A 24215-nucleotide genomic window follows, 5' to 3' on the forward strand; every position below is an offset into this window, starting at 1 on the left:
CTACTTCTGCTTCGGCGCCCGCAGCCGGAGGAACCGCTGTTGGCCCTCCTCACGCAACTCGACCTGCCCGGAGCGCGACTTCACGAACTCGGTGAAGCTGTCGAAGCCGAGGCTCTTCTCGGCGAACTGCGAGTTGAGGCGCTTCATCTGCGTCTTGACGGCCCCCGCGGGGCTCCAGCCGTCCGCGTCCTTCGCCACCAGCGCGAGCGCCTTGATGAGCAGCTTCGAGGCACCCGGGCCGCCGATCGCCTGCCCGGCCGCGCCCGTCTGCGCGGGCGCGGGGGTGGCATCCGGCTTCTGCGCTCCCTCGTCGGCCTCGGCGACCTCGCGCTCGTCGGCGGCGCGCGTGGCGCGCTCCTCCTCCTGCGCGACGTCGTCGTAGTACTCGAACTCGTCGCACGCAGAGATGAGCGCGCGGCTCGTGCCGCCCGCGACGCCGATGCCGACGACGACGCGGCCGAGACGGCGGCAGCGCTGCGCGAGCGCGATGTAGTCGGAGTCGCCCGCGACGATCACGACGTGGGTGATGTCGGGCAGCCGGAAGAGGTCCTCGAGCACATCGACCGAGAGGCGGATGTCGGCGCCGTTCTTGGTGCCGGATGCCGGGAAGAGCTGGGTCAGGTCGATCGCGCGCTCGACGAGCTGCTCCTTGTAGCGGGCGTTCGCGGCGACCGACCAGTCGGCGTAGGCGCGCGTGACGGCGACCGTGCCGAAGGAGGAGGCGTAGTCGAGGATGGCGCTCACGTCGACGCGGGCCTCGTCGAGCTTCTCGACGACGGCGGGTCCGGCCTTCCACGCGTTCGTCTTGCGCCACGAGCCGTCGCCGTGCAGCTGGTCGAAGCGGGAGATGACGATGTTGTCGAAGTCGATGTAGACGGCGACGCGGTCGGTGTCCGTGAGATCGGGCATCCGGGCCTCCTTCGGTTCGCTCCCGACCCTACCGCCGGGCTCCGCGCGGCTCAGGGGGTTGCGGAGAGGAAGATGAACGCCGCGAAGAGCACGAGATGCACGACGCCCTGGAGGCGCGTGGCGCGCCCGGGCACGATCGTGAGGGTCGCGACGGCGACCGTGAGCAGGAACTCGACGATCTGCACGGGCCCGAGCCCGAGGGTGAGCGGCGTCGGCAGCCAGATGGAGGCGACGGCGATCGCGGGGATCGTGAGACCGATGGATGCCATGGCCGAGCCGATGCCGAGATTGAGCGAGGTCTGCAGGCGGTTGCGCGCGGCTGCTTTCGTCGCGGCGAGGCCCTCGGGCAGCAGCACGACGAGCGCGACGACGACGCCGACGAAGGTGTCGGGGATGCCGGCCGACTCGACGATGCCCTCGATGGCGGGAGACATCCCTTTCGCGAGGCCGACGACCGCGACGAGCGAGGCGAGCAGGAGCGCGAGGCTGATCCAGGTCTGACGGTTGCTCGGCGGATCCGAGTGGCTGTCTTCGTCGATGATCTTCCCCGACTTGCTGACCGGCAGGAAGAAGTCGCGGTGGCGTCCCGTCTGCAGGAGGATGAACGCGCCCCACAGCACGATCGCCGCGACGGCGACGAATGCGAGCTGCAGGGGGGTGAACTGGGCACCGGGCTCGGAGACGGTGAACGAGGGCACGACGAGCGTGAGCGTCGTGAGGGTCACGACGACGGCGAGCGCCCCTCCCGCGCCCTCCGGATTGAAGCGCGGGGTGTTGTGCCGCAGCGAGCCGACGAGGATCGAGAGGCCGACGATGCCGTTAAGCGTGATCATGACGGCCGCGAACGCGGTGTCGCGTGCGAGGGTCGAGGCGTCCTCCGACGACTTGCCGAGCATGAGCGTGATGATGAGCGCGACCTCGATGACGGTCACCGCGACGGCGAGCACGAGGGAGCCGTACGGCTCGCCGACACGCGCCGCGATGACCTCCGCGTGGTGAACGGCCGCGAGCACGACGCCGACCAGCACGGCGCCCACGACGACGTAGCCGATGGTCGGCAGCTCGCGCTCCCAGCTGCCCGCGAGGGCGGCGAGACCGAGCAAGGGGACGACCCACACCCAGGAGCGGCCGATGCGGCTGATGGTCGAGGTCGGGGTTGTCGAGGCGTCGGCCATTCACTCATTCTCCCAGAGGCATGCTGAACGTCGCGCGCGCTTGACGCGAACGGTCACGCGTGCACCGCGTCGGGTGCGGTGGGGCGCGCGGCGGGCGGTAAGGTGGGCGCTATGAAGGTCGTCGTCTTTGTGGTCGCGTTCGCGATCTTCGTCGCGTCGCTGTTCGCGTTCGGGTACTCGTTCCAGTTCCCCGACGAGCAGGGTCTCCTCGCGATGGCGCTGTTCCTCGCCGGCATCCTCGGCGTCTCGGCGTCGTTCGCGATCCCGTTCCACCTGCTGCCCGCGCTCGACTGACGCTGCGGGTCGCGCCGCCACCTCGCCGGTCGAGTAGCGGCGCAGCCGCGTACCCCCGCTGGTTGAGTAGCGGCGCAGCCGCGTATCGAAACCCGACGAGCGGATGACGTCGGCTACGCCAGCACCCGCGACGCGAACGCGTCGAGCCGCCGCAGCAGCCCCGCTCCCCGGTCGGCGACCACGGCATCCGGGTTCGGGTCCCACGGGCTCCCGTGCGGCGCGATGCGGATGAGGTGCGAGCACCCGAGGTCGGCGCAGATGTAGGTGCCGACGCTGTCGCCCGCGTCGCCGGCGTCGCCCGCGCGCAGCGCCGAGAACAGGCGCACCTGCCCGGCGGGCTGCGAGATCTGGCACAGCGAGCACATCGCGGAGCCGCCCGCGAGCCGCGTCGAAGCGGCACGCAGCACCATGCCGACGAGCCGGTCGTCGCGCCAGTACACGAGGTAGCCGCGGTTGGCGGTCGAGCCGTCGCGCCATCCGAGGAACTCGCGGTCGTCCCACAGCACCTCGTGGAGGCCGGGGAGCGGGATGCGGTCGCGGTCGAGCGACCCCGCGTTCACGAAGGAGTCGCGGATCTGCTCTGCGGTGACGGGAAGCATGTCCCGCCAGGCTAACCCGAGCGGATGCGGCGGCGCTCAGATGCCGCGGACGACCATCTCGACGACGCCGCGTCCCGCCATGAGGCGCACATCATCCGGGAGCTCGTGGAGCGGGCCCTCGAGCACGAGCATCGCGAGGCCGTGCACGGCCGACCAGGCGAGCAGCTCGGCGCCGGGGCGGCGCTCCTCGGGCAGCGCGCCGAAGCGCACGAGCTCGTCGAGGGCGTCGGCGAGCAGCCCGAAGGGGCTCGCGCCGCCGGGCCCGGCTTTCTCGGCCACGAAGGCGCGCTCGAGGTTGCCGGGCACACTGAACGCGGCACGGAAGAGCCCGGGCTCGTCGCGCGCGAAGCGCAGGTAGCCGATGCCGACGGCGCGGAGTCGTTCCTGGGCGCTCGCGACGTCGGTCGCTCGGGGGACCTCGGCCAGCTCCGCCTCGATGGCGGCGGCCGCGGCGCCCTGCGCGGCGTCGCTCACGGCGTCGACGAGCGCGGCGCGGTCGGCGAAGTGCCGGTAGGCGGCGTTGGGGGAGACCCCGGCGCGGCGCGTGACCTCGCGCAGCACCACCGCATCCGGGCCGCCCTCGCGCGCGAGCTCGACGCCCGCCTGGATGAGGGAGCGGCGCAGGTCGCCGTGGCGGTAGGTCGCGCGCGCGGTGCTCATGACGCTCGTGGCCCTCCTCGATCGGGTCGCGTCGCCGTCGACGCTCGATGTGGACAGTGTACACATGGTCTGCGGGGTGCCCGTGGGTCCGCCATCATCGGATGGTGACCGCGCAGCCCGAGGCGACCCGCGAGGACGAGAACGTCCGCGACCGGCTGCCGCGCGCGCTGCGCCCCTTCCGGTTCGGACAATACCGGCTGCTGGCCGTCGCCCTGACGCTCTCGCTCTTCGGCGCGGGGGTGTGGCTCATCGCGGTCGTCTTCCAGATCCGCGCGACGGGCGGCGGCCCCGTCGAGGTGTCGTTCGTCGCGACGGCGAACGCGATCGGCCTTTTGCTCGCGGTGCTCGTGGGCGGGGCGGTCGCCGACCGCGTGCCGCAGAAGCTCATCCTGCTGACGGTCGAGATCGTCAAGGGCGTGCTCGTGACGGCGGTCGCGGCGCTCGCGTTCACGGGCGGCCTCGAGGTGTGGCACCTCGCCCTCGTCGGCCTCGTGCTCGGCGTCGCCGACGGCTTCTTCATGCCCGCCTACTCGGCGATGCTGCCAGCGATCCTGCCCGAGCAGCAGCTGCTCGCCGCCAACGGCTTCGAGGGGATGCTGCGCCCCGCGATCCTGCAGGCCGGCGGCCCCGCGGTCGCGGCCGGTCTCATCGCGCTGTGGTCGCCCGCCGCCGCCTTCGCGATCATCGCCGTGACGCAGCTCGGGGCGATCGCCCTGCTCGTGGTGCTGCGCCGCACGGCCGTGCGCCGCGAGGTGCCGAGCGAGCGGCATCCGGCGATCGAGCTACTCGTCGACGTGCGCGACGGCTTCCGCTACCTCGTGCGCACCCCGTGGCTCTTCGCGACCCTCGTCTTCTCGTGCGCGCTCGTGCTGCTCATCATGGGCCCGTTCGAGGTGCTGCTGCCGTTCGCCGTGACCGAGCAGACGGGCGGCGACGCGGGCAGCTACGCGCTCGTGCTCGTCGCCTTCGGCGTCGGCGGTGCGGTTGCGGCGATCGCCGTCGCGTCGTGGCGCCTGCCGCGGCGCTACCTCACGACGATGACGCTCGCGTGGGGCTTCGGATGCCTCCCGCTGCTGCTCGTGGCGTTCACGAGCTCGCTGTGGGTCATGGTGATCGCGGCGTTCGCGGTCGGCATGGTGTTCTCGGGTGCGGGCGTCATCTGGGGCACGCTTCTGCAGCGCCGCGTGCCGCCCGCGATGCTCGGGCGCGTGTCGAGCCTCGACTTCTTCGTGTCGCTCGCCCTCATGCCCGTCTCGACGGCCGTCGCGGGCCCGCTCGGCGAGGCGATCGGCTACGGCCCCGTCTTCGTCGTCGCCGCCGTCGTGCCGCCCGTGCTCGCCGTCGTCGCGGTGCTCGCGGCCCGCATGCCCCGCGACGAGCTCGCCCACCCCCTCGACGCCTGACAATGGACTCGTGACGATCCCCACCCTCCGCGCCGACCTCGAGGCCGCCCGCTACCGCGTCGATCGGCTCGACGAGCTGTGGGGCGCCGCGGCGGGGGCGGCTCTGCAGCGCGGCAACCGCGTGCCGGCCTCGCGAGCCCTCGCGGCATCCGCCGATCCCGCGGCCCTGCTCGCGCGCCTCTTCGTGCTCGGCGAGAGTGCGGATGACGCCGAGCTCGCCGCCGCCCTCCCGACCCTCGGCATCGCGGGAGCCGTCGAGCTCGGGCTCGTGACCGTCGACGGCGACCGCGTGCACCCCCTGCTCGACCTGCGCCCCTACGCCTTCGTCGATCCGCACGGCGCGGGGGAGTGGTGGATCGCCTCCGACCTCGGCGAGCTCGCGACGGGCGCCGCGCTCCGCGTCGACCACGTGCTCGGTGTCGGCGGCGCCTCGACGACGCTCGCCTCGCTGCAGTTCCCCGACGACGTCGAGAGCGTGCTCGACCTCGGAACCGGATGCGGCATCCAGGCCCTCCACGCCCGTCGCTTCGCGAAGCACGTCGTCGCGACCGACATCTCGCGGCGCGCCCTGGACTACGCGCGCCTCAACGCCGAGCTCAACGGCGTCGACGGCATCGAGTTCCGCCTCGGCAGCCTCTACGAGCCCGTCGCGGGCGAGCGCTTCGACCGCATCGTCTCCAACCCGCCCTTCGTCATCACGCCGCGCACGCCGGGCGTGCCCGAGTACGAGTACCGCGACGGAGGCCTCGAGGGCGACGCGCTCGTCGCATCCGTCGTCGCGGGCGCCGCCGAGCACCTCGTGCCGGGCGGCACGGCGCAACTGCTCGGCAACTGGGAGTACCGCTGGAACGCCGACGGTCTCGAGCGCGCGGCCGACTGGGCGACGGACGCGGGACTCGACGTGTGGGTCATCGAGCGCGACCTGCTCGACCCCGCCCGCTACGCCGAGACCTGGATCCGCGACGGCGGAACGCGCGCAGGCACCGCCGAGTTCGAGCGGATGTGCGCCGCCTGGCTCGACGACTTCGCACGTCGCGAGGTGGCGCAGGTGGGATTCGGCTACCTCGTGCTGCGCGCCCCCGACGGCACGGTGCCGTTCCGCCGTGCCGAGCGCGCGAGCGCCCCGCTCGACGGCGTCGCGGGCATCGGGGCGCACCTGTCGACCGCGCTCGCGGCGCGCGACCGGGTCGCCGCGCTCGATGACGACGCCCTTCTGGCGATCGAGCTCACGGTCGCCCCCGACGTCACCGAGGAGCGGAGCCACTGGCCGGGCGAGCCCGACCCCTCTGTCATCGTGCTGCGGCAGGGCGGCGGCCTGCGCCGCGAGCTCAAGGTCGACGCGGCGCTCGCGGCCGTCGTGGGCGCGTGCGACGGCGAGCTGCCGCTCGGCGCCATCGTGGGCGCGGTCGCCCAGCTGCTCGACGTGGATCCGGATGCGATGCGCCCCGCGATCCTCGTGGAGCTCCGGGAGCTCGTCGCCGACGGATTCCTGCTGCCTCCCGGCGCCTGAAGCGGATGCCGGGCGCGCTGACAGTCGCGTCCCAGCCCTCGCCCAGCCCGCATCCGTACCGTGAGCGACGGAGGCACTTTCATGGGATTCCTGGATCGGCTGTTCGGCAGCGGAGAAGACCAGGCGCGCGCCGTCCAGCCGGCTCCGTCCGCGGCGCGCACCGACGACGAGCGGGCGGTCGAGCGCTACCGCTACCTCATCCGCACGGCTCCGCCCGAGACGATCGAGCAGGTGCACGCGGAGGCGTTCTCCCGCCTCACCGACGGCCAGCGCGCCCTCATCTACGAGGAGCTGAGCCGCGGCGCCGGCACGGGCGAGCGTCCCCTGTCGAGCGAGCCCGCCACCCTCGCTCGCGCCGCGACGCGCGCCGAGATGCGTCAACCCGGCTCTCTCGAGCGCGCCCTCTCGGGCAGCTCCGCCGGCGTCACCCCGGGTGCCCCGGGCTTCGGGTCGATGCTCGCGAGTTCGATGCTCGGCACGGTCGCGGGCTACGTCATCGGCTCCGCGCTCGTGAGCGCCTTCCTCCCGTGGGACGCCGGCTACGACGCAGCGGCGTCCGAAGCCGACGCCGGAGCGGGCGACGGAGCGGATGCGGCGGGCTCCGACTTCGGGTCGGCGGACTTCGGCGCGGCCGATTTCGGCGGCGCGGACTTCGACCTCGGCTTCTGACCCGCCGCGAGCATCGCGACCGCGATCGCGTAGCCGACGGCCGCGACGAGCGCGAGCCAGACGTCGAGGCCTTCGATCGCGATCGCGACGACGGGCGGGATCGTGAGCAGCGCCGCCGCCGCGAGCACGACGACGCTCGCCGGGCGCGAGAAGGCCGGAGGACGCTCGAAGCGCCCGAGCGCCAGTGACAACAGGGAGACGAGTCCGAGCACGACGAGGAAGACGATCGGGCGCGTCCCCCACCACGCAGCCGTGCCCGCATCCGGTGCGACGGCCGGCACGAGGAGCCCGAGGCCCGCGATAGCGAGGATGAGCGGGAGGTGCCACAGGTACACGGTCATGAGGCGGGTGCCCACGACGAACACGATCGCCTGCATCGCGCGCGTGCGCATGAGAGCCGCGAGCGGCGGCTTGAGCAGCTGCAGGAGGGCAGCCTGCCCCGCGCCGAGCGCGACGAGCGGCACCGTCGGCGGGTTGAGGTTCGTGAGCATGTCGTCGGAGTACGGCCCCCACGCCGTGAGCGGCACGAGCGCCGCCCAGCCCGCGGCGGCGATGAGCACGAGCTGCCACCAGGCACGACGTGCGAACCAGCCGTCGGCGTACCAGAAGCCCAGTTGCTGCACGAGCGGCCAGACGAAGAGCAGGTTGAGGTAGCCGACGACGCTCGCGCCCGCCTGGTCGACGGGAGCGCCCGAGATGCCGAAGCGCGCGACGTCGACGGCCACGACCGCCGCGAACAATACGGCGAGCGTCGCGCGCGGTGCGCGCTCGTGCCACGCGAGGAGGGATGGAGCCGCGAGCTGGCAGATGAGGTACGCGCCGAGGAACCACAGCGGGCTCCCGACACCGGTCGCGACGGCGTCGAGCAGCCCTGCGTCGACGCCGAGGAGCGTCGCGACGCCGAGCGCGACCGCGAGGAAGACGAGCAGCGGAAGCGAGGGTCGCGCGAGGCGCTGCATGCGCGTGTGCACATAGGTGCGCGCCACGGCATCCGTACCCCGACCCGCCTCGATCGCCGGTCGCCGTGCGCTGCGCAGCGACGTCGCCGTCGCGAAGCCGCCCACGACGAAGAAGAGCGGCATCACCTGGCCGACCCACGTCGCGGCCGCGAACCACGGCAGCTCCTCGAGCGGGCGGCTCACCGAGATGCCGCCATCGGCATCCGGCCCCACGCCCACGAAGAGCAGGTGCACGGCGACGACGACGAGCACGCAGAACACGCGCGCGAGATCGAGCGTGAGATCGCGACCGCTCAGGTCGACGCTCTTGCGGGAGGTGTGCTCCGTCGTCACGAGCACACTGTAGCGGCGGGGCTGTCAGGCCTCCGCGAGGATGCGCACGGCCGTGTTGAGGTCGTACGACTGGCCGACCTCGACCGAGGTGTTGAACACCGGGCCGCTGAGGCTCACGAACACGGGACCCGCCTCGAGCACGTACCCGATGACGTGCGCTCCGTCGCGCACACGATGCACGTCCTCCAGCACCCGCTCCACATCGAGCTCGGTGCGTGTCGAACGCGATTCGACCGTCAGATGCATCAGCCACCACCCCTTCCGACCCTGCCCCGTGTTCGGGGGGCATACCCCGTCGCTGTCCCCCATTGAACGCCCGCCCGAACCCCGCGACAAGAGGCTTTACAGGGAATCCACCGCGTGTTACATGCGCGTTACATCAAGACACCGCTCCCACGGGATGCGGAGGCTGATGCCAGGCTTCTGCCAGGTACATCCGTCAACGTTGATGACGGCCCGGGCGCCCGGTGTGACCATCACCACCGTTCCCATCGCCCGACAACACGGCCCGACCGATGATCCGACGGCGCGCAGCTGCGCTCTCCCGCCCCGAGGCGGGACAGAAACCCCGAGAGACCCGTTTTCCGTGCCCCTTTCGTTCCCGAACGCTTCCGTGCGTCCTTCCGACGCCTCCCACATCCGACTCGGCATCTTCCGCCGCATGAGCCGCCGCCGCCTCGGCGTGTTGACCGTGCTGCTGAGCATGTCGCTCGTCGTCATCCACGACCTGCCCGCCTCCGCGACGACGATCGCGCAGGAGGAGAGCTCGACCCTGCCCGGCCAGGAGCTCGTGCTCACCGACGCGTCGTTCGCCGCCTCCGCGATGAAGGTGCCGGTCATGAACGACCGCGACGACTTCTCGCTCACCTACTACACGCCCGTGCAGTGGCCCATCAACCCCGGCAGCCCCATCTCGAGCTACTTCGGCGGCCGCGCCGCCCCGTGCGCGGGCTGCTCGACCAACCACCACGGGGTCGACTTCACCCCGGGCGCCGGCGTCCCCGTCCACGCGATCGCCGACGGCGTCGTCGTGTCGATGCCGATCGGGGGCCTCGGAACCCAGGTGGTCATCAAGCACGTCATCGACGGCCAGACGGTCTACAGCGCCTACGGCCACATGCAGTCGGGCTCCGCCACCGCCGTGGGCACCCGCGTGCGGATGGGCGACGTCGTCGGGCGCGTGGGCAACACGGGCATGAGCTCGGGCACCCACCTGCACCTGGCGATCATGGTGGGCGACTGGAACTTCATCGACCCGCTGCCGTGGATGCGCGCGCACGTGACCGAGGCCTGGAACGGCTGATCCCGGCGTTCCGAACGGGGCGTCTGAGGGCTACTCCTCGCGCGGCCGGTCGCCGGTCTCGTCGTCGAGCAGGTCCTGAAGGGCTCGGTCGACGTCGTCCTGCTCCGGCTCGTCGCCCGTGAGGCGCGCGATGAGCAGCGTCGGGTCGTCGATGTCGGCGTCGCTCGGCACGATGTCGGGGTGCGCCCACAGGGCGTCGCGGGAGTCGGCGCCCACGGCATCCGTGACCGCCTGCCACATGGCGGCGGCCTCGCGCAGCCGACGCGGACGCAGCTCGAGTCCCACGAGCGTCGCGAAGGCCGACTCGGCTGGACCACCCGCGGCACGGCGGCGGCGCACCGACTCGGCTACCGCGACCGACTTCGGCAGGCGCACGGTGGCCTGCGCGGTCACGACGTCGACCCAGCCCTCGACGAGGGCGAGCATCGTCTCGAGGCGGTGCAGCGCCGCGACCTGCTCGTCGGTCTTCGGCGGGATGAGCTTGCCGCTCGTCATCGCCTCGCGCAGCGACTCGGGGTTGGCGGGATCGAAGTCGGCCGCGAGCTCCTCGAGCGGCGCCGTGTCGATGCGGATGCCGCGCGCGTAATCGGTGATCTGCGTCAGCAGGTGCAGGCGCAGCCACTTCGCGTGCCGGAAGAGGCGCGCGTGGGCGAGCTCGCGCACGGCGAGGTAGAGACGCACCTCGTCGACGGGGATCTCGAGGCCGCGGGCGAAGCCGTCCACGTTCTGGGGTACGAGCGCTGCCTGGCGCTGCTCGCCGTCGAGCAGCGGGATGCCGATGTCGCCGCCCGAGACGACCTCCTGCGCGAGCTGCCCGACCACCTGGCCGAGCTGCATCGCGAAGAGCGTTCCGCCGACGTTGCGCATGAGGCGGCCGGCGTCGCCGAGCATGCTCGTGAGCTCCTCGGGCGCCTGCTCCTCGAGCACCTCGGTGAGAGCGGATGCGATGGAGTCGGCCACGGGCTCGGCGAGCTGCGTCCACACGGGCATGGTCGCCTCCGCCCAGCCCGCGCGCGTGAGCAGCGTGGGCTCGGTCGTGAGGCCCGTGATGCCGGTGGCCTCGTCGAGCCAGAGCGCCGCAACGTGGAGCGCCTGCTCGAGCGCGGAGACCTCGGCGGGCGTCGCCGTGACGGCCGAGCGGGAGGCGAGGGCCGTGGCCTGGTCCTTCGCGAGCGACCAGTTGATGCCGTCGCCCGAGTTCTGGAGGGCCGCCTGCAGCTGACCGATGAGGCGCTGTACGAGCTCGGGGTCGTTGGGGAGCCCGGCGGCGCTCGCGAGCTGCGCCGGGTCGAGGTCCGAGTTGCCGGCGAGGAAGTCGCGCAGCATGTCGCGGAACTCCTCGCCGGGGTCGTCGCCCGATCCGGAGAACGGGTCGCGGGGCTCGTCTGCCATGCGATCCACGGTAGTGCGCCGCCCGGGTGACGCACCGGTGGAATGCCCTAGGCTGACCCGGTCTTTGCTGCGCCCGCAGCGAACACGGAGGACCCTGTGACGACCGACCCGGTCACCTCGAGCGCTGCCGAGCCCCGCGAGCCCGCGCCGCGCCGACAGCTCGTCGGCCAGGGTCTGCTCATCGCCGGTCTGCTCGGCACGGCGCTCGTCGGGATCTCGCCCGCGCCGTACGTCATCGAGCGCCCCGGACCGGTGTACGACACCCTCGGCGATACGACCGTCGACGGCGACGAGGTGCCCGTCATCGAGGTCGAGGGTGCCGAGAGCTTCCCGACCGACGGGCGCCTCGACCTCCTCACGGTGTACCTCGACGGCTCGCGCGAGAACCCGCTCGACTGGTTCGAGGTGCTCGGCGCATGGCTCGACCCCCGGCGCGCGCTGCTGCCCGTCGAGGCGGTCTTCCCCGAGGGTCGCACGGAGCAGGAGTCCGACGAGAAGAGCGCACGCGACATGACGGCGTCGCAGCGCGCCGCGATCGCCGCGACCCTCACGCAGCTCGACGTCCCGTTCACGTCGACCGTCGTCGTCGACGAGGTGTCGCCTGGCGACCCCGCCGACGGCGTGCTCGAGGCCGACGACGAACTGCTCACGATCGACGGGCGTCCTGTGACGACCGACGCCGAGCTCCGCGCGGCGATCGCGGATGCGGGGGTCGGCGCTCAGCTGGAGCTCGGCATCCGCCGCGGGGGCGCTGAGAGCACCGTCACCGTGATGACCGCGGCGCGTTCCGCCGCCGACGAGACGCCCATCATCGGCGTCGTGCCGCGCATCGAGTACGACTTCCCGATCGACGTGACCATCAACCTGCCCGACGTCGGTGGCCCGAGCGCGGGCATGATGTTCGCCCTCGGCATCTACGACACCCTCACGCCCGGCCCGCTCACGGGCGGCGAGCACGTCGCCGGCACCGGCACGGTCGACGCCGAGGGCCGCGTCGGGGCGATCGGCGGCATCCGGCAGAAGATGATGGGGGCAGCGGATGCGGGGGCCGAGTGGTTCCTCGCGCCCGTCGCCAACTGCCGCGAGGTCGTCGGGCACGTGCCGGCGGGACTCGAGGTCTTTGCGGTCTCCGAGCTCTCCGATGCGATCGACGTCGTCACCGCGATCGCCTCGGGCGGCTCCACCGGGGGCTTCGCGCGCTGCACCTGACGGCGCCCGCTCCCAGAGCGCGCCCAGCGCAGCGCCCCTAGGATGGTGCGCGAGCCGCCGGGGCCGAGACGCCCCGACTGACCCGCAGGAGCGCACCCCGTGACATCCGCAAGTCCCTCCGACGTCCGTTCCCGTGGACGCAGCACCGCCGCGATCGTCATCGCCATCCTCGCGGTGCTGGTCGTCGGATTCCTCGCCTTCTCGTACCTCTACGCCGACGTGCTGTGGTTCGACCAGCTCGGCTTCCTCGGCGTGCTGACCACGCAGTGGTGGGCGGTCGCCGTGATGTTCCTCGTCGGCTTCGCCGCGATGGCGATCGTCATGTGGGTGAGCATCTACATCGCGTTCCGCTCGCGCCCGCTCTACCAGAAGCTCGGGTCGCAGCTCGACCGCTACCAGCAGGTCGTCGAGCCGCTGCGCCGCCTCGCGATGATCGGCATCCCGGTGCTGCTCGGCCTCTTCGTCGGCGTCTCGACCGCCGCGCGCTGGACGACGGTGCTGCAGTTCGTCAACCGCACGCCCTTCGGCGAGAAGGACCCGCAGTTCGGCCTCGACGTGTCGTTCTTCATCTACGAGCTGCCGTTCTACCGCGGGCTCGTGGCGTACGCGTCGGCCATCGTGCTCATCTCGGGGCTCGCCGCGATCGCCACCCACTACCTCTACGGCGGCATCCGCATCAACGGCCGCGAGGTGCGCGTGACGCGCGCCGCACGCGTGCAGATCGCCGTGACGGCCGCGGTCTACATCGCGCTGCAGGCGGCGAGCATCTGGCTCGACCAGTTCGCGACGCTCACGAACGACTCGGGCGTCGTCACGGGCGCCACCTACACGGATGTCAACGCCGGCATCCCCGGACGCGCGATCCTCGCGGGCATCGCCGCGCTCGTCGCCGTGCTGTTCATCGTCACGGCGGTCATCGGCCGCTGGCGCCTGCCGCTCATCGGCACGGGCCTCCTCATCGTCTCGAGCCTCGTCGTCGGCACCGTCTATCCGGCGATCGTGCAGCGCTTCACGGTCGACCCGAACGCGAAGCGCGTCGAGGCGGAGTACATCCAGCGCGCCATCGACGCGACGCGCAAGGCGTACGGCATCGACGACATCGACGTCGTCTCCTACGACGCCGTCACGACCGCGACCGAGGGTCAGCTCAAGGAGGACGCCCAGACCACGGCGAACATCCGCATCCTCGACCCCGCGATCGTGGGCGACACGTTCAAGCAGCTCGAGCGCGTCAAGCAGTACTACCAGTTCCAGAACCACCTCGACGTCGACCGCTACGAGATCGACGGCCAGACTCAGGACACCGTCATCGCGGTGCGCGAGCTCAATCCGGCGGGACAGAGCAACAAGAGCTGGTACAACAACACGCTCGTCTACACGCACGGCTTCGGCGTCGTCGCGGCGTACGGCAACAAGCGCACGGTCGACGGCCAGCCGGAGTTCCTCGAGTCGGGCATCCCGTCGCAGGGCGAGCTCGGCGAGTTCCAGCCGCGCGTGTACTTCGGCGAGAACTCGCCCGTCTACTCGATCGTGGGCGCGCCCGCGGATTCGACGGCGATCGAGCTCGACTATCCGAGCGGCGGCGAGGACAGCGACGTCAACGCGACGTTCACCTTCGACGGCGACGGCGGGCCCGTGCTCGACAACGTCATCAAGAAGCTCGTCTACGCCCTCAAGTTCCAGTCGGCCGATCTCCTGCTGTCGGACGCCGTGACCGCCGAGTCGCAGATCCTGTACGACCGCAACCCGCTCGACCGCGTCAAGCGCGTCGCGCCGTACCTGACGCTCGACACCGACACGTACCCGGCCGTCGTCGACGGCAAGATCGTGTGGATCGTCGACGGCTACACGACGACCGCGGACTACCCGTACTCGAGCATCCAGCAGCTGTCGTCGACCATCGCCGACACCTACACGCCGAGCCCGGACTTCCCGCTCGACGACGTCAACTACATCCGCAACTCGGTGAAGGCGACCGTCGACGCGTACGACGGCTCGGTCACGCTCTACGCATGGGACACCGAGGACCCGCTGCTCAAGACATGGCAGAAGATCTTCCCGACGACGCTCAAGCCGGCATCCGAGATGAGCGACGACCTCACGGCGCACGTTCGCTACCCGGCCGACCTCTTCAAGGTGCAGCGCGCGATCCTGCAGACCTACCACGTCGACGACGCCGGAACGTTCTACTCGGGCGACGACGCGTGGGCGACCCCGAACGACCCGACCGTGCCGCAGGCGCAGGCCAAGTCGCAGCCCCCGTACTACCTGACGATGCAGGTGCCGGGAGCCGACAAGCCGTCGTTCTCGATCTACTCGACCTACATCCCGCAGGCGCAGACGGGCGACGCCGGCCAGAGCATCCTCACCGGCTTCCTCGCGGCGAACGCGGATGCGGGGGAGGACTACGGCAAGCTCACGCTGCTCACGCTCCCGAAGCGCGACACCGTGCCCGGCCCCGGCCAGGTGCAGAACTCGTTCAACACCGACACCGTCGTGGCGAACGAGATCAACATCCTGCAGCGCGGTGACACGACCGTCGTCTACGGCAACCTGCTGACGCTCCCGGTCGGCGGCGGTCTGCTCTACGTGCAACCCCTCTACGTGAAGTCGACGGGTGAGACGAGCTACCCGCTGCTGCGCAAGGTGCTCGTGGCCTTCGGCGACCAGGTCGCCTTCGAGGACACCCTCGACCAGGCCCTCGACGCCCTGTTCGGCGGCGACTCCGGCGCGCCCGCGGGCGACACGGATGCCGAGCCCGAGCCCGGCACGGACGAGCCCGGTACCGAGGAACCCGGCACGGGCGAGCCCGGTACCGGTTCCGACGCCGACAACGCGGCCCTGCAGGAGGCCCTCGCGGACTACAAGAAGGCGCTCGACGACCGCACGAAGGCCTACGCGGAGGGCGACCTCGTCGCCGCCGCCGAGGCCGATCAGCGGATGCGCGACGCCATCGAGGCCGCGATCGAGGCCGCCGGCTGATGTCCGAGGAGCGCGAGACGGGCGAGGATCCCCGGGAGCCCGTCGACCGGCACAGCGGGGAGTGGCTCGACCGCAACCGCGCCCGCTGGGACGAGCTCGTCCCCATCCACATCGCGTCGCCCATGTACGACCGCACCGCCCTGCGCGAGGGCCGCGGCCGCTTCATGACGCCCATGGAGGAGGACGAGCTCGCCGCCTACGCCCCGGACGGCTGGGCGGGCAAGCGCGTGCTGCATCTGCAGTGCCACTTCGGCCAGGACACGCTCGTCTTCGCGCAGCGAGGCGCCGAGGTCGTGGGACTCGACTTCTCGATGCCCGCGATCGAGGAGGCGCGGGGGCTCGCATCCGAGCTCGGCCTCGCCGACACCGCGCGCTTCGTGCACGCGAACGTCTACGACGCTCGTCACGTGCTGCCCGAGCCCGGCAGCTTCGACGTCGTCTACTCCACGTGGGGCACGATCGGATGGCTCCCCGACGTGCCGGAGTGGGCGCGCATCGTCGAGTGGTTCCTCAAGCCCGGCGGCCGCTTCTACTTCGCCGACAGCCACCCCGCCGCGTGGGTGCACGAGGACCGGAAGTCGGGTCGCGGGCTGCCGGAGCTGCGCTACGAGTACTTCGCCGACGGCCGTGCGGACGTCTGGGACGAAGAGGGCGACTACGCCGACGACGACGCGGTCGTGGAGAACACGATCACGTGGGAGTGGGCGCACACGACGGGGGAGGTGATCAGCTCGGTGCTCGACGCCGGTCTGCGCCTCGACTTCTACCACGAGCACGATCTCGTGCCGTGGCGCTTCTTCCGCGCGCTCGAGGAGAAGCAGGAGGGGCTGTGGGGCTGGCCTGCCGAGCGCTGGCTGCCGCTCACGTACTCGCTCGGCGCCACCCGCCCCACCGCTGGTTGAGTAGCGGCGAAGCCGCGTATCGAAACCCCGCGACGGTCAGCACCCGTCTCCGACCCGTGCTAGGCTTTCATCTTGTGCCGCGGGGTGGAGCAGCTCGGTAGCTCGCTGGGCTCATAACCCAGAGGTCGCAGGTTCAAATCCTGTCCCCGCAACGAAAAGAAGAAGGTCGTCCGCAAGGGCGGCCTTCTTCGTATGTCAGAGCTCGATGTGCTCGGGGCGCGTGAGCAGCCGCCATGCAGCAGGTCGCCGCGCTCCCGTCACCGGACTCAGCCGATCGGCTGCGGCGAGATGCCCGACATCGAGGTGCGCGAGCGCACCGATCTCCGTGACGGGCACCTGGTACGTGAGGTACGGCTCGATGGGCGGTGGCTCGTCGCCGATCCCCGCCCGACCGCCGATCCCGATCGACTCCAGCGCGGGCGTCTGGTCGAGCAGGAAGCCGGCCGCGCGTAGCTCGCGGGAGCCGGCCCCCGCATCCGCAGTCCACGCCGCGATCTTCCAGAAGCGCCGGGGGATGCGGATGCCGCGGTACGGCGGGTCGTCGGGCTCGAGCACGGGCCCGGTGAACACGCTCACACGGTGCGCGTGGGCGCGCGCGTAGGCGAGCACGTGGTCCTCGAGGCCCACCCACAGCGTCGGGCCCTGGTTGAACGGGGCGGCCTGCGGTGCCGCGTTGGTGTACGCGAAGGTCGCCTCGTTCGCAGCCGCTGCCACCGCGCGATCGCCCCACACGGGGTCGCGCCGGCGCACGAGGTGCCCGCGGTCGAGGTCGTTGCGCGTGTACACCTCGGGCCCCGCCTGAGCGGATGCCGGAACGCGCTCGTCGAGGTGCCACGCGCCGGCGCGGCCGAGGTCGAGCAGCGCTGCGCCGTCGATGTTGACGCCCGTGCTCGCGGCGAGCCGCCGCTCGGGGTCGAGCAGCACCGTGAAGTGCGGCGACGGCAGCTCGACGACGGCCCGACCGTCGGACGGACGGGGGAGCGCGACGGGGACCCCGAGGAAGGCCGCGTCGTATCCCGTCGTCTCCGTCACGGCTGCGGCGTCACTCCAGCACGAGCGACTCGTGGATCGACATGAAGATCGTGCCGATCTTGTCGCCGTTCGGGAGGAACGAGATGAGCGTGCCGGAGTCGGAGACGCCGACGACCGCTTCGGCGGGGAAGAACTGGCCGTAGGAGGCGCTCGCCGCGTAGCCCGACAGCACCTCGGGGTCGAGGTCGAAGTCCCACACGCCGACGCCCGGCTGCACGTAGTCGATCGCGAGCACGGCGTCGACGGGGTCGTACTGGATGTCGGCCTCGCTCGCCGCGATGACGACGCGCGTGGGGTCGGTGAGGTAGCCCTCGATCGCGGCGGTGTTGCCGCTCGCGACGGCGTCGGCGAGGTTCTGTGCGCGCTCGTCGCCCTCCGCATCCGCGTCGTCGGCGGGGTCGACGCTCGGGCTGTCGCTCGGGTCGACGGCGCCGTCGCTCGGCTCGGTGTCGAGGGGCGAGGGCGTGCCGACGGGCGACGCGGGCTCGGGGGCGCACGCGGTGAGCGCGACCGCGGCGAGCGCCACGGCGGCGAGCGGCGCGAGCACGCGCGCGACGAGCGGAGCGGAGAGGGGACGGCTGGGCGACGCGGACATCCTGCACCTCGCGACTGGGGGGTGTGTGCTGTGGTGGGTCGATGATATCTCGGTTGTCGTCCGCGACCCGGGCGTAGGCTGACGACATGAACGCCGATGACGCGCCTTTCGCGGTGGCGGTCGCGCAGTTCGCGCCGAGCGCCGACACCGCGGCCAACCTGGAGGAGATCTCGCGCCTCGCCGTCGATGCCGCCTCGCGCGGCGCGATGCTCGTGGTCTTCCCGGAGTACTCGTCGTACTTCACGCCCACGATGGGCGAGGACTGGGTCGAGGCGGCGCAGACGCTGCACGGCCCCTTCGTGCGAGGGCTCGCGGAGATCTCGGCCGAGCTCGGCATCCACCTGGTCGCCGGCCTCCTCGAGGTCGTGCCGGGTGAGCCCGCGCGCGCGGCCAACACGATCGTCGCGCTCGACCCCGACGGCGAGCTCGTGGCGCACTACCGCAAGCAGCACCTCTACGACGCCTTCGGTCAGCGGGAGTCCGACTGGATCGTCGCGGGCGCCATCGAGGAGCCCCGCACGTTCGTCGCGGGCGGCTTCACGGTCGGCATCCAGACCTGCTACGACGTGCGCTTCCCCGAGGTGACGCGTCGCCTCGTCGACGCGGGCGCCGAGATCGTCGTGCTGCCGGCCGAGTGGGTGCGTGGCCCGCTCAAGGAGTCGGCCTGGCGCACGCTCGTGACGGCGCGCGCGATCGAGAACACCGTCTTCGTGGCGGCCGCCGACCAGGCGCCGCCGATCGGCGCCGGCAACAGCATGATCGTCGACCCCATGGGCGTCGAGCTCGCGACGATCGGCGACGCGACGGATACCGCGGTCGCCTGGATCACGCGGGCGCGACTCCGCCAGGTGCGCCACCTCAACCCGGCGCTGCAGCTGCGTCGCTACCGGGTCGAGCCGGTGCCCCCGGGGGCGTAGCCGCTAGACGGCGACCTCCGTCTTGCCCGAGGTGCGCGCGCGGATCGCGATGACGACGAGCACGACGCCCGCGATCACCGCGTACCAGCCGAGCATGAAGATGAGGCCGATGAGGGCCGACACGGGCGTCACGAACAGCAGGATCGCGAGCAGGACGCCGAAGAGGATCGTCACGACCGAGAACACGATCCCGAGGGTCTTCGCCGAGCCGCTCGCGAGCGAGGCGGCGGCCGGGATGCCGAAGATGCCGTCGACGATGGCCCAGATCGCGATCGTCCAGAGCAGCACGAGCAGTGCGAGCGCGCCCGCCGCGGCGGGGAAGATCATCGCGACGAGGCCCGCGATGACGCCGACGGCGCCGATCGCGAGCAGCCACACCCACTTGGAGTCGGTGCGCCGCACCGAGATGGCGTGGCCGATCGTGAACACGCCGTCGACGAGGGCGTAGACGCCCCACACCCACACGAACGCGACGGCGGTCGCGACGGGCCACACGAAGGCGAGGACGCCCAGGATGATGGCGAAGACGCCGCGCAGCAGCACGAGCCACCACACGGACCTGATGAGACTGCTGTCGGCCCCGAGGGCCGCATCGTTCGACATGGCGGTTCTCCTTCGATCCCCGGCGGGTCGCGGTGGCCCGTCGACGAGGCAGAGCCTAGCGACGCGGCCCGTTGACGGCCACCCTCTCGGCGTACCGCGCGAAGATCTGCTTGCCGGGGGTCGTGTCGTCCACATCCGCGTCGACGGCGCGCTCGAGCAGCATCTTGAGCCCGTCGGCGACGACGTCGATGAGCTGGCCGGGCGCCGACATGGCGACCCCCGAGCCCATGACGCTGATGACGGCGGCCACCGCGTGCGGGTCGGCGTCCTCGCGCACCATCCCGGCGTCCTGCAACGCGGGGAGCAGCTCGGGGTGCACGGTGAGGTCGGGCACCGCGGCGACGCCGTCGATCGACCGCATGACACGGTTGAGGCCCGCCGGGTCGTCGATGTAGAGCGCTCGCGCGAACGGATGCTCGAAAACGGCCACGAGCGCGTAGCCGAAGATGCGTGAGGGGAGGCCGCCGCGCGGGTCGCGTTCGACGTTGTCGACGACCCCGTGCAGCAGCTCCTGCGCCTCGCGCGTGAAGAGCGCGGCGAGGAGGTCCTCGAAGACGGGGTAGACGCGCCTGACGGCGTCGACATCCGTCCCGAGACGTTGGGCGAGGGTGGTGTAGCGGAGCGTTTCGACGCCGTCGCCGATCACGATTGCGGAGGCCGCGTCGAGGATCTGCTCGGCGGTGGGAGTGGTGGTGTCCATTCGCTGCCGATCGAGTGTGGTGTGAGGCAAGCCTAAGGGGGCCTCATGCCGCAACGTGCACCCCCTTCGGGGGCGCGTCCTCAGGCGGGACGGATGTCGGCACCCGCGAGCCGCTCGGCCGCCTCCCGCAGCACCTCGACGCGCTTGCAGAACGCGAACCGCACAAGGGACCGGTACGGCGCACGCCGGTCGGGGTGCACGAAGGCGGTGAGGGGAATGCCGACGACGCCCGCGAGCTCGGGGAGCCGACGGCACAGCTGCTCGGCGTCGTCCACCCCGAGCGGCGCGGCATCCGCGATCACGAAGTAGGAGCCCGACGGGCGGCTGACCTCGAAGCCGGCCGCGCGGAGCCCGTCCGACAGTAGGTCGCGCTTGGCCTCGAGCGTCGCGGCCGCGTCGTGGAAGAACGCGTCGGGGAGGTCGAGCCCCGTCGCGACGGCGGGCTGGAAGGGCGCGCCGCCCACGTAGGTGAGGAACTGCTTCACGGCGAGCACGGCATCCCGCAGCTCGGGCGACGCCGTGAGCCAGCCGATCTTCCATCCCGTCGTCGAAAAGGTCTTGCCGGCACTCGAGATCGTGATGACCCGGCCCGCGGCCCCGGGCCGGGTCGCGGCGGGCACGTGCGCCCGTCCGTCGAACACGAGGTGCTCGTAGACCTCGTCGGTCACGACGAGGGCGTCGTGCCGGTGTGCGAGCTCGATCGCGAGGTCGAGCAGCCCGGTGTCGAGCATCGCGCCCGTCGGGTTGTGGGGCGTGTTGAGCAGGATGATGCGCGTGCGATCGGTGACGGCGGCGCGCAAGGCGTCGGGGTCGGGCAGGAAGTCGGGGGCGGTGAGCGGCACGGGCACGTGGCGTCCGCCCGCGAGGGCGATGATGGCGCCATAGGAGTCGTAGACGGGCTCGAGGGTCACGACCTCGTCGCCCGGCTCGACGAACGCGAGGAGCGTCGCGGCGAGGGCCTCGGTCGCGCCCGCGGTCACGAGCACCTCGCGCTCGGGGTCGACGTCGAGCCCGTAGAAGCGCTTCTGGTGACGGGCGATCGCCTCGCGCAGCACGGGCATCCCGAGTCCCGGCGGGTACTGGTTGACGCCCGCCGCGATCGCGTCGCGCGCCGCCTCGAGGATCTCGGCGGGGCCGTCCTCGTCGGGGAAGCCCTGGCCGAGGTTGAGGGCGCCGGTCGCCGCCGCGAGGGCCGACATCTCGGCGAAGATGGTGGGCCGCGCGACGCCGTCCGGGCCGATCAGCAGGGCTCCGCGCGCGGCTCGCCTCCAGGGTGCGTCGGTCACCCGCACACGCTACCCGGAACCGGGATGCACAGGCGAAGTAGGCTCGAAGGCCGAGCATAGGGATCGTTCAGCTTGGCACCTCACGCTGGCGACTGCGTGAAAGGAGCGCCCCCATGTCCGACCTCGAGTCGTCTGAGAACACCACCCCCGAAGCCACCGAGCCTGCCGCCCCCGAGCAGCCGGCCGCCGCGCCCGTCGAGCCCGCTCCCGTCGCTGCGGCGTCCGCCCCCGCGGAGACCGCCCCCACGGAGCCCTTCGTGCCGCTTCCCGGCACCCCCGCCGCGTCCGCCGCCCCCGCATCCGGCCAGGTGCCGCCGAGCCTCGGCGGTTCGGCGGCGCAGCCCTCCCCCGCCGCAGACGCGCCGAAGCGCCAGCGCTCGGTCGCCGTGCCCGTCATCGCGGCCGCGATCGTCGCCGCCCTCCTCGGCGGCGGAGCGGGTGCGGGCGTCGCGGCGTGGGCCATCACGAGCCAGCAGGCCGAGCAGTCGCAGGGCCAGTCGCAGCCGCAGACCATCACGGTCAACAACCCCGACGGCGCCGACGTCGTCACCGCCGTCGCCGCGAAGGCCCTCGACTCGGTCGTCACGATCCGCGTCTCGTCGAGCAGCTCGGGCGGCTCGGGCTCGGGCGTCATCCTCAGCTCCGACGGCTACGTGCTCACCAACACCCACGTCGTGACCCTCGACGGAGCCTCCGCCGACGGCACGATCGAGGTCACGACCGCCGACGGTCGCATCTTCCCCGCGAAGGTCGTGGGCCTCGACCCGCTCGTCGACCTCGCCGTCATCAAGCTGCAGGGCGCATCCGGGCTCACCGCCGTCGAGTGGGGCGACTCCACGAAGCTCGACGTCGGCGACCAGGTCGTCGCGATCGGCGCGCCGCTCGGCCTCTCGAACACCGTCACCGACGGCATCGTGAGCGCGCTCGGCCGCAGCATCCAGATCCAGTCGTCGGCCGTGCCCGACTCGGGCGACGACGACGCGACCCCCGACGACCGTCAGAACGGCGGCCAGGGCCCGTTCGACTTCTGGAACTTCGACCCGGAAGGCGGCGACGGCGAGCCGCAGCAGCGCCAGCAGTCGTCGACGATCTCGCTGCCCGTCATCCAGACCGACGCGGCCATCAACCCCGGCAACTCGGGCGGCGCGCTGCTCAACGACACGGGCCAGCTCGTCGGCATCAACGTCGCGATCGCCTCCACCGGGGGGTCCCTGTCGAGCAGCCAGAGCGGCTCGATCGGCGTCGGGTTCGCGATCCCGTCGTCGCTCGCGAAGCGCGTCGCCGAGGAGATCATCGAGAACGGCGAGGCCACGCACGGCCTGCTCGGCGCGACCGTCAGCACTGCCACCTCGGCCGAGTCGGACGTCGTGGGCGCCGTGATCCAGGACGTCACCCCCGGCGGCGCCGCCGACAAGGCCGGTCTCAAAGAGGGCGACGTCGTGACGCGCTTCAACGGCACCGCGATCACGAGCAGCACCGACCTCACGGCCCAGGTGCGCGCCCTCGCGGCGGGTGCGGATGCCGAGCTCGTCTACCAGCGCGGCGGCGCCGAGCGCACCGTCGACGTGACCCTCGGCGAGCTCCAGCTCTGACACGCACCGCGGGCCCCCGCTGCGCCCTCCCCGTTCCTCCGGGGCGCTCGGCGGGGGCCCGTCGCGCGCTGCCGTGACACCCCGCGTTGCTAGGCTCGACCGAGCCGCATCCGCGGACACAGGAGGACGCATGGCACTGCCGGACCCGGCGCCCGGCGTCTCGTACGTCATGCCGGTGCTCAACGAGGTCGCGTACATCGCGGACGCCGTCGGCTCGGTGCTCCGCCAGGAGTACGACGGCCCCGTCGAGGTGATCCTCGCGCTCGGCCCGTCGACCGACGGCACAGCGGATGTCGTGGCCGGGCTCGTCGCCGCCGACCCCCGCATCCGCATCGTCGAGAACCCGGGGATGGACATCCCGATCGGGCTCAACCTCGCGATCGAGGCGGCCCGCTATCCCGTGATCGTGCGCGTCGACGCGCACACCGAGCTCGCGCCCGACTACACGGCCCGCGGCGTGGAGACGCTCGCGCGCACGGGGGCGGCGAGCGTCGGCGGAGTCATGGCGGCGGTCGGCAAGCCGGGCGTGCAGGCCGCGATCGCGCGGGCCTACAACAGCCGCTTCGGCCTCGGCGGGGCGAGCTACCACGACGACGACGCCGTCGAAGAGGGTCCGGCCGAGTCGGCGTATCTCGGGGTCATGGATGCCGCGGTGCTGCGCGAGATCGGCGGCTACGACGGCAGCCTCCGCCGCGGCGAGGACTGGGAGCTCAACTTCCGTCTGCGCAGCCAGGGCCACCTCGTGTGGTTCGACCCCGCACTGCAGGTGCGCTACTGGCCTCGGTCGACGTGGGGCGCCCTGACCCGCCAGTTCTGGGCGACAGGAGTGTGGCGCGGGGAGCTCGTGCGGCGCCTCGGCGGCCGCAACTCGCTGCGCTACTTCGCCCCGCCGCTCTTCGTGCTCGACCTCGTGCTGTGCGTCATCGCTGCGCCCCTCCTGCTCACGGGCCTCGTCTCGGGCTGGGTCGCCTGGGTCCTCGCGCTCGTCTATCTCGGGCCCGTGCTCTACCTCGCGCTGCTCGCCTTCGCGGCGCTCCGCTCGCAGGGCGGGCTGCTCGACCGGCTGCGCGTCGCCTACGCGATCGCCGTCATGCACGTGAGCTGGGGCTCGGGCTTCATCGTCGGCGTCACGCGCGGCGCGGGCGACGCCGTCGACACGTCGCGCACGGAGTCCTGAGCCTGCGACCGAGC

At 72.0% G+C, this 24215-nt stretch carries 22 protein-coding genes, 1 tRNA gene and 1 pseudogene; 12 read left to right on the forward strand and 12 right to left on the reverse strand.

All coding sequences use genetic code 11. From position 1 onward, the window contains the following. Both H4J02_RS05090 and H4J02_RS05095 read right to left on the reverse strand, forming a co-directional pair. A complete protein-coding gene (locus H4J02_RS05090) occupies positions 1-909 on the reverse strand; it encodes an NYN domain-containing protein (RefSeq protein ID WP_187676015.1) in 909 nt (302 codons plus the stop codon). A gap of 50 nt (positions 910-959) precedes the next feature. Continuing rightward, complete coding sequence (locus H4J02_RS05095) at positions 960-2084, reverse strand: calcium:proton antiporter (RefSeq protein WP_187676016.1); 1125 nt, start codon at positions 2082-2084, stop codon at positions 960-962. Between the two features lie 111 nt (positions 2085-2195). Here H4J02_RS05095 and H4J02_RS05100 point away from each other — a divergent pair, with 111 nt between their 5' ends. Further along, a complete protein-coding gene (locus H4J02_RS05100) occupies positions 2196-2378 on the forward strand; it encodes a hypothetical protein (protein WP_187676017.1) in 183 nt (60 codons plus the stop codon). A 113-nt stretch (positions 2379-2491) separates the two neighbouring features. Here H4J02_RS05100 and H4J02_RS05105 read toward each other — a convergent pair whose 3' ends face one another. Further along, positions 2492-2977 (reverse strand): FBP domain-containing protein, encoded by a 486-nt coding sequence (locus H4J02_RS05105; RefSeq protein ID WP_187676018.1) that lies wholly within the window; start codon positions 2975-2977, stop codon positions 2492-2494. A 36-nt stretch (positions 2978-3013) separates the two neighbouring features. After that, positions 3014-3637: a TetR/AcrR family transcriptional regulator gene (locus H4J02_RS05110; RefSeq protein WP_187676019.1), complete on the reverse strand. Its 624-nt coding sequence runs from the start codon at positions 3635-3637 to the stop codon at positions 3014-3016. A gap of 104 nt (positions 3638-3741) precedes the next feature. Here H4J02_RS05110 and H4J02_RS05115 point away from each other — a divergent pair, with 104 nt between their 5' ends. The 3 genes from H4J02_RS05115 to H4J02_RS05125 all read left to right on the forward strand — a co-directional run bounded on the left by H4J02_RS05115 (position 3742) and on the right by H4J02_RS05125 (position 7219). Next, positions 3742-5040 (forward strand): MFS transporter, encoded by a 1299-nt coding sequence (locus H4J02_RS05115; RefSeq protein WP_262406226.1) that lies wholly within the window; start codon positions 3742-3744, stop codon positions 5038-5040. 10 nt (positions 5041-5050) lie between these two features. Then, positions 5051-6550, forward strand: a complete 1500-nt coding sequence (locus H4J02_RS05120; RefSeq protein ID WP_187676021.1) for a class I SAM-dependent methyltransferase — start codon at positions 5051-5053, stop codon at positions 6548-6550. An 81-nt stretch (positions 6551-6631) separates the two neighbouring features. Beyond that, a complete protein-coding gene (locus H4J02_RS05125; RefSeq protein WP_187676022.1) occupies positions 6632-7219 on the forward strand; it encodes a hypothetical protein in 588 nt (195 codons plus the stop codon). 254 nt (positions 7220-7473) lie between these two features. Here H4J02_RS05125 and H4J02_RS05130 read toward each other — a convergent pair. Beyond that, positions 7474-8517, reverse strand: a pseudogene (locus H4J02_RS05130) (acyltransferase); the annotation flags it as partial. An 18-nt stretch (positions 8518-8535) separates the two neighbouring features. Then, the gene (locus tag H4J02_RS05135) at positions 8536-8757 is read right to left on the reverse strand and encodes a hypothetical protein (RefSeq protein ID WP_187676023.1); all 222 of its coding nucleotides are present in this window, start codon (positions 8755-8757) and stop codon (positions 8536-8538) included. Positions 8758-9172: 415 nt separating this feature from the next. Here H4J02_RS05135 and H4J02_RS05140 point away from each other — a divergent pair, with 415 nt between their 5' ends. Beyond that, positions 9173-9814: a M23 family metallopeptidase gene (locus H4J02_RS05140; protein ID WP_187676024.1), complete on the forward strand. Its 642-nt coding sequence runs from the start codon at positions 9173-9175 to the stop codon at positions 9812-9814. Positions 9815-9844: 30 nt separating this feature from the next. Here the strand turns inward: H4J02_RS05140 and H4J02_RS05145 are convergent, their stop codons facing one another. After that, the gene (locus tag H4J02_RS05145) at positions 9845-11206 is read right to left on the reverse strand and encodes a zinc-dependent metalloprotease (RefSeq protein ID WP_262406227.1); all 1362 of its coding nucleotides are present in this window, start codon (positions 11204-11206) and stop codon (positions 9845-9847) included. Between the two features lie 96 nt (positions 11207-11302). Here H4J02_RS05145 and H4J02_RS05150 point away from each other — a divergent pair, with 96 nt between their 5' ends. The 4 genes from H4J02_RS05150 to H4J02_RS05165 all read left to right on the forward strand — a co-directional run bounded on the left by H4J02_RS05150 (position 11303) and on the right by H4J02_RS05165 (position 16451). Further along, positions 11303-12415 carry a PDZ domain-containing protein gene (locus H4J02_RS05150; RefSeq protein WP_187676025.1) on the forward strand — a complete coding sequence of 371 codons (1113 nt, stop codon included), beginning with the start codon at positions 11303-11305 and terminating at the stop codon, positions 12413-12415. Between the two features lie 99 nt (positions 12416-12514). Then, positions 12515-15397: a UPF0182 family protein gene (locus tag H4J02_RS05155; RefSeq protein ID WP_187676026.1), complete on the forward strand. Its 2883-nt coding sequence runs from the start codon at positions 12515-12517 to the stop codon at positions 15395-15397. Next, the gene (locus tag H4J02_RS05160) at positions 15397-16299 is read left to right on the forward strand and encodes a bifunctional 2-polyprenyl-6-hydroxyphenol methylase/3-demethylubiquinol 3-O-methyltransferase UbiG (RefSeq protein WP_187676027.1); all 903 of its coding nucleotides are present in this window, start codon (positions 15397-15399) and stop codon (positions 16297-16299) included. The genes H4J02_RS05155 and H4J02_RS05160 overlap by 1 nt, the downstream gene beginning before the upstream one ends. A 78-nt stretch (positions 16300-16377) precedes the next feature. Then, positions 16378-16451 (forward strand) — tRNA-Met (locus tag H4J02_RS05165). A gap of 43 nt (positions 16452-16494) precedes the next feature. On the opposite strand, the gene H4J02_RS05170 is transcribed toward H4J02_RS05165, so the two are convergent. Next, positions 16495-17331, reverse strand: a complete 837-nt coding sequence (locus H4J02_RS05170; protein WP_262406228.1) for a DNA/RNA non-specific endonuclease — start codon at positions 17329-17331, stop codon at positions 16495-16497. Positions 17332-17341: 10 nt separating this feature from the next. Further along, entirely contained in the window at positions 17342-17926 is a 585-nt protein-coding gene (locus H4J02_RS14000) for a hypothetical protein (protein WP_262406229.1), read from the reverse strand. An 86-nt stretch (positions 17927-18012) separates the two neighbouring features. Here H4J02_RS14000 and H4J02_RS05175 point away from each other — a divergent pair, with 86 nt between their 5' ends. Next, complete coding sequence (locus H4J02_RS05175) at positions 18013-18843, forward strand: carbon-nitrogen hydrolase family protein (protein ID WP_187676029.1); 831 nt, start codon at positions 18013-18015, stop codon at positions 18841-18843. A gap of 3 nt (positions 18844-18846) precedes the next feature. Here the strand turns inward: H4J02_RS05175 and H4J02_RS05180 are convergent, their stop codons facing one another. The 3 genes from H4J02_RS05180 to H4J02_RS05190 form a co-directional block, all read right to left on the reverse strand. Further along, the gene (locus H4J02_RS05180; RefSeq protein ID WP_187676030.1) at positions 18847-19446 is read right to left on the reverse strand and encodes an HdeD family acid-resistance protein; all 600 of its coding nucleotides are present in this window, start codon (positions 19444-19446) and stop codon (positions 18847-18849) included. A 55-nt stretch (positions 19447-19501) separates the two neighbouring features. Continuing rightward, positions 19502-20146 (reverse strand): TetR/AcrR family transcriptional regulator, encoded by a 645-nt coding sequence (locus H4J02_RS05185; protein WP_187676031.1) that lies wholly within the window; start codon positions 20144-20146, stop codon positions 19502-19504. Positions 20147-20226: 80 nt separating this feature from the next. Next, positions 20227-21438: an aminotransferase class I/II-fold pyridoxal phosphate-dependent enzyme gene (locus H4J02_RS05190; RefSeq protein ID WP_262406230.1), complete on the reverse strand. Its 1212-nt coding sequence runs from the start codon at positions 21436-21438 to the stop codon at positions 20227-20229. A 107-nt stretch (positions 21439-21545) separates the two neighbouring features. Here H4J02_RS05190 and H4J02_RS05195 point away from each other — a divergent pair, with 107 nt between their 5' ends. Continuing rightward, the gene (locus tag H4J02_RS05195) at positions 21546-23024 is read left to right on the forward strand and encodes a S1C family serine protease (protein WP_187676032.1); all 1479 of its coding nucleotides are present in this window, start codon (positions 21546-21548) and stop codon (positions 23022-23024) included. Between the two features lie 130 nt (positions 23025-23154). Next, the gene (locus tag H4J02_RS05200; protein WP_187676033.1) at positions 23155-24201 is read left to right on the forward strand and encodes a glycosyltransferase family 2 protein; all 1047 of its coding nucleotides are present in this window, start codon (positions 23155-23157) and stop codon (positions 24199-24201) included. Positions 24202-24215 lie beyond the last annotated feature (14 nt).

The organism is Protaetiibacter sp. SSC-01, assembly GCF_014483895.1.
GTDB lineage: Bacteria > Actinomycetota > Actinomycetes > Actinomycetales > Microbacteriaceae > Homoserinibacter.

What these genes read in the sequence shown, in the direction of transcription:
- H4J02_RS05125 (WP_187676022.1), top strand. Translation starts at nt 6,632, where the DNA reads ATGGGATTCCTGGATCGGCTGTTCGGCAGCGGAGAAGACCAGGCGCGC.
- H4J02_RS05105 (WP_187676018.1), bottom strand. Translation starts at nt 2,977, where the DNA reads ATGCTTCCCGTCACCGCAGAGCAGATCCGCGACTCCTTCGTGAACGCG.
- H4J02_RS05140 (WP_187676024.1), top strand. Translation starts at nt 9,173, where the DNA reads ATGAGCCGCCGCCGCCTCGGCGTGTTGACCGTGCTGCTGAGCATGTCG.
- H4J02_RS05090 (WP_187676015.1), bottom strand. Translation starts at nt 909, where the DNA reads ATGCCCGATCTCACGGACACCGACCGCGTCGCCGTCTACATCGACTTC.
- H4J02_RS05100 (WP_187676017.1), top strand. Translation starts at nt 2,196, where the DNA reads ATGAAGGTCGTCGTCTTTGTGGTCGCGTTCGCGATCTTCGTCGCGTCG.
- H4J02_RS05200 (WP_187676033.1), top strand. Translation starts at nt 23,155, where the DNA reads ATGGCACTGCCGGACCCGGCGCCCGGCGTCTCGTACGTCATGCCGGTG.
- H4J02_RS14000 (WP_262406229.1), bottom strand. Translation starts at nt 17,926, where the DNA reads ATGTCCGCGTCGCCCAGCCGTCCCCTCTCCGCTCCGCTCGTCGCGCGC.
- H4J02_RS05175 (WP_187676029.1), top strand. Translation starts at nt 18,013, where the DNA reads ATGAACGCCGATGACGCGCCTTTCGCGGTGGCGGTCGCGCAGTTCGCG.
- H4J02_RS05135 (WP_187676023.1), bottom strand. Translation starts at nt 8,757, where the DNA reads ATGCATCTGACGGTCGAATCGCGTTCGACACGCACCGAGCTCGATGTG.
- H4J02_RS05110 (WP_187676019.1), bottom strand. Translation starts at nt 3,637, where the DNA reads ATGAGCACCGCGCGCGCGACCTACCGCCACGGCGACCTGCGCCGCTCC.
- H4J02_RS05145 (WP_262406227.1), bottom strand. Translation starts at nt 11,206, where the DNA reads ATGGCAGACGAGCCCCGCGACCCGTTCTCCGGATCGGGCGACGACCCC.
- H4J02_RS05180 (WP_187676030.1), bottom strand. Translation starts at nt 19,446, where the DNA reads ATGTCGAACGATGCGGCCCTCGGGGCCGACAGCAGTCTCATCAGGTCC.
- H4J02_RS05095 (WP_187676016.1), bottom strand. Translation starts at nt 2,084, where the DNA reads ATGGCCGACGCCTCGACAACCCCGACCTCGACCATCAGCCGCATCGGC.
- H4J02_RS05185 (WP_187676031.1), bottom strand. Translation starts at nt 20,146, where the DNA reads ATGGACACCACCACTCCCACCGCCGAGCAGATCCTCGACGCGGCCTCC.
- H4J02_RS05160 (WP_187676027.1), top strand. Translation starts at nt 15,397, where the DNA reads ATGTCCGAGGAGCGCGAGACGGGCGAGGATCCCCGGGAGCCCGTCGAC.
- H4J02_RS05195 (WP_187676032.1), top strand. Translation starts at nt 21,546, where the DNA reads ATGTCCGACCTCGAGTCGTCTGAGAACACCACCCCCGAAGCCACCGAG.